General features: G+C 71.2%; 12 protein-coding genes. 6 read left to right on the top strand and 6 right to left on the bottom strand.

Features of this window, described 5'->3' with window-relative positions:
* Nucleotide 1 precedes the first annotated feature (1 nt).
* On the bottom strand, nt 2-1,576 hold the full coding sequence (locus tag MB828_RS17860; protein ID WP_301649080.1) for a helix-turn-helix transcriptional regulator: 1,575 nt from the start codon (nt 1,574-1,576) through the stop codon (nt 2-4).
* Nucleotides 1,573-1,878: a helix-turn-helix domain-containing protein gene (locus MB828_RS17855; RefSeq protein ID WP_301649132.1), complete on the bottom strand. Its 306-nt coding sequence runs from the start codon at nt 1,876-1,878 to the stop codon at nt 1,573-1,575. Before MB828_RS17855 ends, MB828_RS17860 begins: the two co-directional genes overlap by 4 nt.
* Nucleotides 1,879-2,077: 199 nt before the next feature.
* Here MB828_RS17855 and MB828_RS17850 point away from each other — a divergent pair, with 199 nt between their 5' ends.
* Nucleotides 2,078-3,100 (top strand): LLM class flavin-dependent oxidoreductase, encoded by a 1,023-nt coding sequence (locus tag MB828_RS17850; RefSeq protein WP_301649079.1) that lies wholly within the window; start codon nt 2,078-2,080, stop codon nt 3,098-3,100.
* A gap of 234 nt (nt 3,101-3,334) precedes the next feature.
* Nucleotides 3,335-4,069, top strand: a complete 735-nt coding sequence (locus MB828_RS17845; RefSeq protein WP_301649078.1) for a class I SAM-dependent methyltransferase — start codon at nt 3,335-3,337, stop codon at nt 4,067-4,069.
* A 366-nt stretch (nt 4,070-4,435) separates the two neighbouring features.
* Here the strand turns inward: MB828_RS17845 and MB828_RS17840 are convergent, their stop codons facing one another.
* Both MB828_RS17840 and MB828_RS17835 read right to left on the bottom strand, forming a co-directional pair.
* Complete coding sequence (locus MB828_RS17840) at nt 4,436-4,780, bottom strand: hypothetical protein (protein WP_301649077.1); 345 nt, start codon at nt 4,778-4,780, stop codon at nt 4,436-4,438.
* Entirely contained in the window at nt 4,777-5,238 is a 462-nt protein-coding gene (locus tag MB828_RS17835) for a cupin domain-containing protein (RefSeq protein WP_301649076.1), read from the bottom strand. Before MB828_RS17835 ends, MB828_RS17840 begins: the two co-directional genes overlap by 4 nt.
* Before the next feature lie 144 nt (nt 5,239-5,382).
* Between MB828_RS17835 and MB828_RS17830 the strand changes: the two genes are divergently transcribed.
* On the top strand, nt 5,383-6,003 hold the full coding sequence (locus tag MB828_RS17830) for a TetR/AcrR family transcriptional regulator (protein WP_301649075.1): 621 nt from the start codon (nt 5,383-5,385) through the stop codon (nt 6,001-6,003).
* Between the two features lie 106 nt (nt 6,004-6,109).
* Nucleotides 6,110-8,827, top strand: coding sequence for a SpoIIE family protein phosphatase (locus MB828_RS17825; protein ID WP_301649074.1), 2,718 nt, complete (start codon nt 6,110-6,112; stop codon nt 8,825-8,827).
* A gap of 129 nt (nt 8,828-8,956) precedes the next feature.
* Here the strand turns inward: MB828_RS17825 and MB828_RS17820 are convergent, their stop codons facing one another.
* Nucleotides 8,957-9,409, bottom strand: coding sequence for a hypothetical protein (locus tag MB828_RS17820; protein ID WP_301649073.1), 453 nt, complete (start codon nt 9,407-9,409; stop codon nt 8,957-8,959).
* Between the two features lie 57 nt (nt 9,410-9,466).
* On the bottom strand, nt 9,467-10,315 hold the full coding sequence (locus MB828_RS17815; protein WP_301649072.1) for a helix-turn-helix transcriptional regulator: 849 nt from the start codon (nt 10,313-10,315) through the stop codon (nt 9,467-9,469).
* A gap of 133 nt (nt 10,316-10,448) precedes the next feature.
* Between MB828_RS17815 and MB828_RS17810 the strand changes: the two genes are divergently transcribed.
* On the top strand, nt 10,449-11,228 hold the full coding sequence (locus MB828_RS17810) for an SDR family oxidoreductase (protein WP_301649071.1): 780 nt from the start codon (nt 10,449-10,451) through the stop codon (nt 11,226-11,228).
* A 66-nt stretch (nt 11,229-11,294) separates the two neighbouring features.
* Nucleotides 11,295-12,158 carry an aminoglycoside phosphotransferase family protein gene (locus tag MB828_RS17805; protein WP_301649070.1) on the top strand — a complete coding sequence of 288 codons (864 nt, stop codon included), beginning with the start codon at nt 11,295-11,297 and terminating at the stop codon, nt 12,156-12,158.
* Nucleotides 12,159-12,167: the final 9 nt, after the last annotated feature.

Genomic DNA, 12,167 nt, shown 5'->3' with positions numbered 1-12,167 from the left:
CTTACGTCGCGTCGTCGGCCGGCTCGGCGCCCACCGCGTACACGTCCTTGACCTTCACCTCGGCGACGCCTCTCCCCTCGGGGAACACCGCCCGCCAGTCACCGGTGACGTGCAGTTCGTCGGTGCCCATGACGCGTACGACCATCAGGCCCTCGTCGTAGGCGCGGTGGGCCTTCCACCACAGGTTGGCGAAGGCCTGGGAGCGGATGAGGTGCATCCAGTCGGTGCGGTACAGCTCGCGGTTGTAGTTGGACTCCCCCAGTGTGGAGACGAACTTGGAGTACATGGCCTTGACGTACTCCAGCGTCACCTCGTCGTCGTCGGTGATCGCCCGGTCCCGGGCGTCCTTCAGGGCGACGCGGAACTTCTCCAGCAGGCTCTCCGTCGCGCCCGACGTCCACGACTCGTGGATCCGGGGCGGTTCGCACAGCCCGTACTTCGGGCCCGACACCCGCAGCAGCAGGCGCAGGGTGGGTTCGGTGACCCACAGTGGGCCGGGTTCGTCACGGCTGCCGATCGGGTTGGGCAGGTAGGCGTCGTGTGCCCAGTCGGGCGGGGTGATCAGGTGGACGCCGGCGCGGCGACGGTCGTGCTGGTCGCCGGTGGAGTGTTCGAGCTGGCCGAGCGGGAGGTGGGTCTTGAGCGCGCTGAGGTAGGCGCCGTTGACGTCCAGGGCCGTGATCTCGTGTGCGCCGGGCGGGAGTTCGGGCCGCGTCCACTTGGGGCGGGCCTCCCAGATCTGGTCGGCGCCACGGGAGGTCTGCTTGCGCAGGACGTCGGGCAGCCAGGGGTGGGCGACCACCTCGTACCGGCCGCCCATGCGGCTGTGGTCCAGCAGGGCCATGGCGTCGGGGATCGCCCGTTTCACCAGTGCCGCGGTCGCCGCCTCGACGTCACCGGAGTGCTCGGCGAGAGCGGCGGCGACGGCGGAGCCGATCAGGTCCGGGGCATCGGCGGACTTCAGGCGACGCCCGACGGGCACGACCTTGACGCCGCGCCGCGGGGGCACGGTCGCCGACGCGGGTGCGGGGGTCGTGGCGTTGCAGTCCGCCGGGTCCAGGTGCTGGGGGAAGCCGGCCACCTGATGGTGGGCGGGGCGTCCGCACAGGACGCAGGGCTGGGGGGTGGTGAGCACGTCCCCGTCCCCGTCGCCGTCCCTGTCCCTGTCGCCGCCGTCGTCCTCTTCCTCGCCGTCGTCGGCGTCGTCGCCGCCGTCCCTGTCGTGGACGACCGTCCGCGTGTCGTCGAGCTCATCCGGGTCGGTGAACTCGTGCGGGTGGTCCAGCGCATCAGGGTCGCCGCCCGTTTCAGCGCCGCGGGACTCGGCGGCGACGGCGGCCAGCTTGCCGCGCGCCCCTTCGAGAAAGTACGCGTACTTCTCCCGGGTCTCGCCGCTCGGGTCACGTCCGGTCTCCCAGCCTGCGACCGTGGACGTGCTGACGCCCAGCGCCTGTGCGAGCTGAGGGCGGGAGAGGTTCAGCTCCTCGCGCAGCCTGCGCCGTTCCTCGGCGGCCGGCAGCGGGACCTCTTTCCTCGCCCCGGCGAGGAGTGCGTCGATCGCGCCGAAGTCCGTCATCGCACCGTCCCGTCGACGGAGGGGGTACGTGTGCCGCCGAGCGGGCGGCCGGGTGCGCGGCGGCGGGCGACGGGCAGTGCCTCGACGGCCCGGGTCGGTCCCGCGAGGAGGTCGAGCGGGTCGATGCCGTAGTGGGCGGCGACCGCCTCGCAGTCGCTGAGACTCCACCCGGCGGTGCCGGACTGGCGGCGGCTCACCTGGGCCTGGGTGACCCCCAGCGCGTCGGCGAGCCTGGTCTGCGACTCGCCGGTGGCGTGCAGGAGCGCCGCCACCGCCGACCGGACCCGCTCTTCGAGGTTCATGCTCACGCCGTCGACCCTACCGCGGGAGACGCACCCTTCATACGGATAACGCATCGCCGTTCGAAGAACCCTCAGTAGCGGCGGCCGGGCTCACGAGTCGGCGCGCTCAGACGGGTCCCGGGCTGCTAGCGAAGAAGCGTCCGTCCGGGCCCTGTGCCCTGCCGCGGAATGAACGCGTTCGTAAATTGTTGAAAGCGGTATGAAGAAGATCGGGTTCCTGTCCTTCGGGCACTGGACGCCATCGCCGCACTCGAAGACGCGTTCCGCGTCGGACTCGCTGTTGCAGGCGATCGACCTCGCCGTCGCCGCGGAGGAGCTGGGGGTGGACGGCGCCTACTTCCGCGTGCACCACTTCGCACGGCAGCACGCCTCACCGTTCCCGCTCCTCGCCGCCATCGGTGCGCGCACCAGCCGGATCGAGATCGGCACCGGTGTGATCGACATGCGCTACGAGAACCCGCTGTACATGGCGGAGGACGCGGGCGCGGCCGACCTGATCTCGGGCGGCCGACTCCAGCTCGGCCTCAGCCGGGGCTCACCGGAGCAGGTGATCGACGGCTGGCGGCACTTCGGTTACCGACCTCCGGAGGGCGGAACCGACGCCGACCTGGCGCGCGCCCACACCGAGGAACTGCTCCAGGTGCTGAAGGGGGACGGATTCGCCGAGCCCGACCCCCGGCCGATGTTCGCCAACCCGCCGGGGCTGCTTCGTATCGAACCGCACTCCGAGGGCCTGCGTGAGCGCATCTGGTGGGGTTCGGGGTCGAACGCCACCGCGGTCTGGGCCGCCGGTCTCGGGATGAACATGCAGAGCTCGACCCTCAAGGACGACGAGAGCGGCGAGCCGCTCCACGTCCAGCAGCGCAAGCAGATCGAGGCGTACCACGAGGCCTGGCGCGCCGCGGGCCACACCCGTACCCCCAGGGTGTCGGTCAGCCGGAGCATCTTCCCGCTCGTCGACGACCGGGACCGCGCGTACTTCGGCCGCGACCGGGACTCGACGGACCAGATCGGTTACATCGACGCGAACACCCGCAGCATCTTCGGCCGCTCCTACGCCGCCGAACCCGACGCGCTCGTCAAGCAGCTCGCCGAGGACGAAGCCATCGCCGCCGCCGACACCGTACTGCTCACGGTGCCCAACCAACTCGGCGTCGACTACAACGCACACGTCCTCGACAGCATCCTGAGGCACGTCGCGCCGGAACTCGGCTGGCGCTGACAACCGGGGCGCCGGCGGACAGCACGCGGCCGGGAAGTGACCCACACGGACGCCGACGACCCGGCGGCACCTTCGCCCCCGCGGGGACGTGGTTGCCGCCGGATCGGGCGCCCCGCCTCGGGCGCCCGGCACGGCCCTCGGCGCCTTCACAGAGCTTCGGCAGGCGGAACAACGCGCCTGCACACTCCCTCTGCGGATTGACCTTGCCCCTTGGACAAGTCCCACAGTGGGGCCATGAACACCGGATCAGCTCACGAACGGCTTCTGTCCGAACAGCGTGCCTACTACAGCGCCCTTGCCCCGGACTACCTCGACCAGTTCCTCGATCTTCCCGGCTGCGCCGAGCCGGCTGAGGCGCTCGACGCGTTCCGGCCGGCGGGCAGTGTGCTGGAACTGGCCTGCGGGCCCGGCACTTGGACCCCTCAGCTGCTCCGCCACGCCGGCGACGTCACCGCCGTCGACGCGTCCCCGGAAATGCTCGCGATCGCCGCGAGCCGAGTCGCTGATGGATCCCGGGTGAGATTCGTCGAGGCTGACCTGTTCGCCTGGGAACCCGACCGCCGTTATGACGTCGTCTTCATGGGGTGCTGGCTCTCGCACGTGCCGGCCGAACGCTTCGAGTCCTTCTGGTCTTTGGTGGCCACTGCCCTCGCGCCGCGGGGCCGGGTGTTCTTTGTCGACGACCACTACCGAACGCCGGAGGAACTCGTCGAAGGCCCGGCGTCTTCCACCATTCAGCGGCGCACTCCGGACGGGGCGGCCTACCGAATCGTGAAAGTTCCGTACGAGCCGACAGAACTGGAAGGACGGCTTCGTGAGCTCGGCTGGGACATCACAGTCACGCCGACAGCCGGCCCGTTCTTCTGGGGCGCCGGCAGCCGGCCTGAGGGGTCCCCGGGTTCCGGAACCGGGTTCCTCGATCACCGGGGACGCACGAGAGTCAACGGGGGCCGACGCCGTGCGTGGTGATCGTGTGGGGGAGGCGGAAGTCCATGGCCCGTCCGACCTCTCGCCAGGTCGCCTCCGCGGTCCTGCGCGCGTCGGCGGCCACATCGCCCCGTTCGCGTATGAGCCGTTCGTAGATCGGGGCGTCGCTATGCGCCGTTGCACTCACCGTAGGGGTCCCTTCCCGAAAACGACGCCCGCTCGACCTCCGGGCCGCAGGCGGAGGCCGAGTCTATGGCGCCGGTTCCGTCGGCATCGTCCCGTTCCGCCAGGCGGGACGATCAGCCGGGCCGCCGAACGGGTCGGGCCGCCACCGGACCGGATTTCGACGGGCATGACACCGGTGCCGAACTCGTCCGGCCTCCCCTCACGTTCGCCGGCGGGGCGCGGTCACGCGGTGGCGGCGGCCGTCGCGGCGTGTATGACCGTCAGGAGCGAGGCGCCCGCGATCATCGTCCATTTCCGCGTGGCGATCCCGATGGCGGCGTCGCCCGCCTGGGCCGCGGCGGCCGCGGACAGGAGGAGTGAACTGGCCGGCCCCGGCCAGCCGATCGGTGCGACGAGGACCGCCACTCCCAGCGGCACTGCCCTGGTCGCGTACATCCAGCCGTAGAAACGTTCCCCGGCACTTGGTGTGCCGCTCTCGCTCAGCGCCGCCGGGCGCACACCTCCCACCAGGGCGAAGGCGACGGAGGCGACAGCGGCGACGGCGTTGGCCGCCAACAGGGCGTTCACGAGGCGTAGTCGGTGGAGGGTTCGGTGCCGTACTTCGTCCAGACCGCCGCGAGGGAGTCGTGCGACAGCGGCTGCCCGGAGTCGACCATCGCCTTGAGGTCGCGGAAGTACTGCACGTACAGGTCCGGGGTGAAGGTGTTGAGCATGACCGCCGTTTCGTCACTCACGTTGGCGAAGGTGTGCGGTGCGCCCGGCGGGACCATGACCCACGTGCCGGGTCCCGCGTCGTGGTCGTCCTGGCCGACGGTGAACCGCACATGGCCGGACAGGACGTAGAAGCCCTCGTCGTGCTGTGCGTGGCGGTGCTGCGGGGGTCCCGGGGTGTGCGGGGGAATGGTGATCTCCCCCGTTCCCAGACGGTGCTCGGTATGGCTGCCGTCCTCGAGGATCCGGATCGTCGACGGCCCGCTGGCGATGATTTCGCCCTCGCCGGGTCCGATGATCGACACCTTGGTCATGTAGCCCTCCCTGGCTGGTGGTTGCCGACGCCGAGGACCTTATGAGCGGCATGCAGTCGCATGCAAGTGCACTCTTAAAAAAAGAGTCCACTCTCATCCAGGCCCTGGCGCCGGTATGCTCTCGGTCGGCAGGAAAGGACGGTCATGGCCGAGCGCAGAGGCCCGAGCGGGCTCAGCAGTCAGATGGAACGCACCAGGTCGGCGATCGTGGCGGCCGCCCGCGATCTCGCCGACACCGGGGCAGAGATCACGATGCCGAAGGTCGCGGCCGAGGCGCGGGTCTCCGAAGCGACCGCCTACCGCTACTTCCCCGACCTCCTCGCGCTCCTGCGTGCCGCCGTGATGACGGAGGACCTGGTCGCCGTGCTGCGTTCGGCGACGCGCGGCGACGACCCGGTCGAACGGGTCGGCCAGGCCGCGGAGATCCTGGCCCGGGCGGTGCTGCGCCGGCAGGGCGCGGTGCGGGCGGTCGTCGCCTCGACCATCGCGAAACCCTCGACATCCCAGGAGCGTCCCGCCCGCCGCTTCGCGCTCATCGACCACGCCCTCGCCCCCTGGGCCGACAGGTGCGGTCCCGCGGGACGCGCCGACGTGGAACAGCTGGTGCGTGGTCTCTCCCTCGTGATCAGCGCCGAGTCACTGTTCACGCTCATCGACCTCTGTGGCCTGGCTCCCGACGACGCGGTGGACAGCCTGGTGAGCACCGCACGCACCATGACCGCGGCGGCGGTGGCAGCCGCCCCCACGGGTCCCGTGACCGGCTGAGCGGAGCTCTCCAGCCGGCGAGAGTCACGGCGGCACGGCGGGCCGCGGTGGCTTCTGTTTCGCGTGGTGTTCCTTTCAGGCCGAGGTTTCGGGGCACCCAGTTCCTATGGGCAGCCCCATCCCTCCCGGGGCGCCGTCGCGGCGGCTGGCCCCGGTGGCCAGGAACGTGGCGGTGGCCCGGCGCTTCGTACGGTCGGTGCTGGACGGTGTGGCGCCGGAGGTGGCCGACACCGCCGAACTGCTGGCCGGCGAGCTGATGACCAACGTGGTGATCCACGCGCGAACCGAGGCCGAGGTGCGGGTGTGGGCCGTCGACGGGCGGGCGCAGGTACGGGTGACCGATCACCGGCCCGAGTGCGGGCTCGTACCGCACGACCGCCATACCTACGCCTGCACCGGCCGGGGCCTGGAGCTGGTGGAAGAACTGGCCACCGGTCACGGAGTCCACAGCACGGAGGACCGCAAGACGGTCTGGTTCGAGGTGTGGCCCAGGACGCCGGGGCCGCCCGCGTCCGCGTGGGAGACGCTGGCACCGTCCGGCCGGATGGCGACGGTGACGCTGAACGACGTGCCCTACGCCCTGTACTGGGCGGCCCAGCAGCACTGGGAGGGTCTGCTGCGCGAACTGTTCCTCGCGCCGGCCGCGGCCGGTCACGCCCAGGTGCCGCCGGCCGACCTCGCCACCGCCCAGGACACCAGCAACATGATCTGCGCCTGCATGACGGCGGCGGTGCAGCAGGAGACCCCCGACAGCTCGACGCTCTCCCTGCTCGTGGCGTTCCCCGCCGACACCGCCCCCGACGTGACGGCGCTGAGTACGGTCCTCGACCTGGGCGACGAAACCGCACAGCAGGCGAGCCTCCTCACCCTCCCGGCCCTCCCCCAGCTGCGGGCCTTCCGGCACTGGCTGTTCGACGAGATCACCGGCCAGCTGTCCGGCGGGCACCCCACCGCGTGGACGATGACCCCCGGCACACCGGGCGCCACCCCCACCGACCTGGCTCCCTGGGACGCGAGCGAGGTCGAGGCCGCCAACGTGCCCACCGTCGCCGCCGACGACCGCAACCGCGTCATCGCGGTCAACAGCGCCGCCGCCGGCCTGCTGGGCTGGCAGGCCCACGACCTCCTCGAACAACGGCTGACCGTCCTGATCCCCGAGCATCTGCGCAGCCGCCACCTGAGCGCCTTCAGCTCGCTGCTGCTCACCGGCGAACCCCGCATCCTGGGTCGTTCCGTGCCCGTCCGCGCACTGCACCGCGACGGCAGGCTGGTCCCCGTCCGGCTGTCCGTCCAGACCCAGGAAGCGGTCGACGGGCGCACCGTGTTCGTGGCCCAGCTCTACGCGACCACCGCTGCCCCCACCGCACCCGGCAGCGCTTCCGGCGCGGCGCAGGACGCCTCGTCGGACGGCGCCTCGGGCGCGGCGCACGACGGCGGATACGCGACGCGGCCGGCGCCGGGCCCGGTCCACCTGCCGGTCACCACCAAGAAGGCGCGGAGAGCACGGATCGACCGGGCGGCCCCTGAGCTGTCCCTGTTCGCCGAGGCCGGACGGGCCCTCGCCAGCACCCTCGACCTGAACGAGCGGCTGCGGCGAGTGTGCCGGGTACTGACACAGCAGCTCGCCGACTGGTGCGCCGTCGACCTGATCGACGAGCACCAGCAGGTCGAGCGGGTCTGCATCGTGCACCGCGACCCCCGGGCGCCGATCGCTGCGGGGCACTTCGGCGCACTCGCTCCACTGTCCGGCACCGCCTCGGGCTCCCTGCCCCGGGTCCTGCGCGGCGCCGGCCCCCTGCTGATCGACATCGTCCCCCCGGCAGGTCAGGCCCGCAGCCCTCTGGACGCCCGGCAACTCGAACTCCTGGAGCAACTCGGCGGCGACAGCGCCCTCATCGCTCCCCTACGTGTGCAGCGGGACGTCATCGGCGCCCTGACCCTCGTCCGCACCAGCGACGAACGCCCCTTCACCAAGGACGACATCCCCCTGGTCGCCGAACTCGCCCGCTCCCTCGCCGTCGGCGTGGACAACGCCCGCCTGCACCAGCACACCCACACCAACGCCGAACAACTCCAGCGTGCCCTCCTGCCCGAACTGCCCAGGACGGAGCACCTGGAGCTGGCCGCCCGCTACCTGCCGTCCAGCACCACCGCCGAGGTCGGCGGAGACTGGTACGACGCGTTCACCCTTCCCAACGGCGACACCGCACTCGTCATCGGCGACGTGACCGGCCACGACCTACAGGCCGCCGTCTTCATGAGCACCCTGCGCAACATGCTCCGCGGCATCGCCGTCACCCACCCCGAACCACCTTCGGACGTCCTGCACCGGCTCGACCTCGCACACCACACCCTCGCCCTCCGCACCACCGCCACCTGCATCTACGCCGTCCTCAAGAACCACGGCAGCGGCCCGGAACACAGCCTCCACCACTCCTCCGCGGGCCACCCGCCGCCCCTGCTCACCAGTTCCGACGGCCACTCCCGCTACCTCGACACCGCGGGCGGCCTCCTCATCGGCCTCGACCCCGCCCTCCCCCGGCACACCGCCCACACCCCACTACCGCCCGACTCCACCCTCCTCCTCTACACCGACGGCCTCATCGAACGGCGCACGGAACCCCTGGACCACGGCATGACCCGGCTACGGCGACACGCCGCCCGACACGCCCGGGACCCCCTCCACACCTTCTGCGACGACCTCGTCATCGAGTACGGCACCGACAACACCGACGACATCGCCCTCCTCGCCCTCCGCCCCACCCCACCCGGCGCCCCCGGCTCAGCACAGGTCACGACCGCCCTCCAGAGCAGGCCACGATGACCCCGCCATGCACGGACCTCGGAGCCGGAGCCCGCGCCGTGCCGCGCTGTGCTGCTCCGAGGCCGCCTCTGGGACACACCACCGACTTCTGAGCGGTTCCCGGGCTCCGGTCATCTGCCGCGCAACGCGCTAGCTGTCGGTGCGCTGCGCTGCGTACCGCGCCCCCGCTGCCAGACAGCTGACCTTGGGTTTTCCCGCCGGCACCCAGGCCTCCAGGTGCTGCAGCACACCGAATTCGTCCTCGCCGTCGATGCCTTTCTTCTTGAGGGCCTTGAGGGTGCTGTCCACGGCCGTCGCCACGCGGGACGGGTCCTCCTTGCAGCGCGGGGCCAGGGCGGAGAGGACCTGTTGGTAGCTGTCGGCAGGGCGTGGGTTCCCGTCCAAGGCGGCCAGTTTCCGGGCCGGGCCGGACGCGGGAGCCGGGGAGGGGGTGCCGACGCTGTGGCTTGCCTCGGGCTGCGCGGCCGCTGCCGACCTGCCCTGCGCGGCTGTGCCACCGGAGTCGCAGGCCGTGATCGCCAGCAGCAGCGGAGCCGCGATCAGCGTGCCCGTGGCGACGGCCGTCTTCGTCCTCTTTTTCATGACCCCTCCAGAACCCGTGTGAACGGCATGGTAGGAGCTGACGGCCGCAGCCAGTTGCTACCCGCTCGCGTCGTGCGCTGTGCTGGTGGGGTCGGTGTGTGCGAGGGCGGTGAGGAGCCGTAGTTTCTCGTCGCTGTCGCTGTCCTTGTCGGGGTAGTAGACGACGAGGATGACGTCGTCGATGGGGAGTTTGTCGCGGTGCAGGCGTAGTTCACCGACGACGGGGTGGTGGACGGTGGTGGTGCCCCCGTCGAGACCGCGGACGTCGTGACGGGCCCACAACGTGCGGAACCGCTGACTGGACAGGGCGAGTTCGCCGACGAGTTCCACGAACCGGGGATCGTCGGTGTCGTCCCCGATGGAGGTGCGCAGGGCGGCGATGAAATCGGCGGTGGCCTTCGCCCAGTCCTGCTGGAAGGCCTGTTCCTCAGGATCGAGGAGGAGGGAACGAAGCCGGTTCTCGCCGGGCCGCAGGCGGGGGGAGAGCGCGACCGCCATGGGGTTGGAGGCCAGGACGTCGAACGCGCGCCCTTCGACGAACGCGGGGATCTGAAGGTGGGCGAGCAGCTCGTGCACCCGCGCCGGTACATGTTCGGGCCGCTTGCGGCGCGGCGCCCTGGGTCGCGCCGCCGTGAGGCCGAGCAGGTACGTCCGTTCGACGTCGTCGAGCCGCAGGACGCGCGCGAGTGATTCGAGGACCTGCGGTGAGGGGTTCCTGTCACGGCCCCGTTCGAGGCGCAGGTAGTAGTCGGGGCTGATTCCGGCGAGCAGGGCGACCTCCTCACGGCGCAGCCCTGGCACGCGGCGGTTGCCGCCGGGCGGCAGACCTGCCTGTGCCGGGGAGACCAGCTCACGCCGGGCACGAAGGTAGCTGCCGAGCCGCTTGCCGGAATCCTCGTCCTTCATACCGACACCGTAATGCGGTACGCGTGTCCCAGTGGGGGCCCTGGCAGGACCAGGGAAGACGAGGGCTCTGCCACGCCCGACGGATGCCGCGGAGACTGCGACAGCACTGTTTCGCGACTGAAGGGAAGACCTCGTGGATCTCTCCGACCGCACCGTACTCATCGTCGGTGGAACCTCGGGCATCGGGCGGGAGCTGGCCCGGCGGTTCGCCGCGGCGGGCAGCACCGTGGCCGTCGGCGGCCGCAGCCCGAAGGCACTCGCGGAGCTCGCCGAAGAAGGCTTCGGCACGATCGGCGTCGACGTCACCGACAGTGCCTCGGTCGCGTCTGCCCGTGACGTCGTGCTCGCCCGGTATCCCGACCTGGACACGGTGGTGACCATGTCGGGCGTCATGCTCCTGGAGGACCTGCGCGACCCCTCGCACTTCGAGGCGGCGGAAACGACGATCGACACCAACCTGCTCGGCACCATCCGGGTCGTCGACGCCTTCACCCCGCACCTGATCCGGCGGGGTATAGGCACCATCGTCACCGTCACCTCCGGCATCGCGTTCCTGCCGTTCCCGCCCATGCCCAGCTACGCCGCGTCGAAGGCCGGGGTGCACGCCTACTCCGAGGCACTGCGCGCGCAGCTCGACGGCACCGGAGTCGGCGTCGTCGAACTCGTCCCGCCGGCCGTCGCCACGGCGGGGCAGGAAGAGGTGAACCCGCACGCGCTCCCGCTCGACGACTTCGCCACCGAGGTCATGCACCTGCTCTCGCAGGACCCCACCCCCCACGAGGTCCTGGTGAAGGGCGTCCTCATGCACCGCTGGGCCGAGCGCGACGGCACCTACGACGACCTCGTCGCCCAGCGCTCCCGCGCCTTGGCCATGCTCCCCGGCCGCCAGGACGGACCTGCTGGGACCCGTTGACCTGAGCGGCGGTAATGAAGGCGTCGATGGCACCGCCGTAGAGTTCTGGCTGTGACAGTTCACCGGATGCCTGCTGCTGAGGTTTCGGTCTCCGTCGGTCTGGTGCGCCGTCTGCTTGACGAACAGCACCCTGATCTGGCGGACTTGCCGGTCGAGGTGCTGGCGAACGGCTGGGACAACCTCGTGTGCCGGCTCGGCGAGGAGTTCCTCGTGAGGCTGCCTCGACGTGCCGTGGCCGCCGATCTCGTCGCGCACGAGCAGCGGTGGTTGCCGGAGTTGGCCGGCCGTCTGCCGTTGCCCGTGCCGGCGCCGGTGCGGGTGGGGATGCCCACGGCTCACTACCCGTGGCCCTGGAGCGTCGTGCCGTTTCTCCCAGGCCGGATCGCGGCGCGGTCGGAGCCTGACGACCCCTGGTCGGCCGCGGTGACCCTCGGCGGTTTTCTGGATGCGCTGCACGCCCCGGCTCCCTCGGAGGCGCCCGTCAACCCAGTTCGTGGGATTCCGCTGGCCGGACGCGCCGAGGGCGTCCTGGCCGCACTGGCCCATGTGGACCCAGCCGATCGCGCGCCCGCACTGCAGACCTGGGAGAAGGCCGTCGCGGCACCCGCTTGGGACGGGCCGCCGGTGTGGCTGCACGGCGACCTGCACCCGGCCAACATCCTGGTCGACCGCGGGCGGATCAGCGCCGTGATCGACTTCGGTGACATCACCTCCGGCGATCCCGCCACCGACCTGTCCGTGGCCTGGATGTTGTTCACCACGGAGCAGCGTGCCGCTCTTCGGCAGGCGTACGGCCGCGCGGACGACGCGACCTGGGAGCGGGCCCGCGGGTGGGCGCTTGCCCTGTCCCTGGCCTTCCTGTCGCACTCGGCGGACAACCCGCTGATGCTCGGTATCGGCGAGCGCGCGTTCCGCGCGGTGCTCGCGTAGCGGACGGCC

It is taken from the genome of Streptomyces arenae (assembly GCF_022343545.1).
GTDB lineage: Bacteria > Actinomycetota > Actinomycetes > Streptomycetales > Streptomycetaceae > Streptomyces > Streptomyces humi.
The sequence above is the reverse complement of the archived record's forward strand: the minus strand, read 5'-3'. Positions and strand labels throughout refer to the sequence as shown.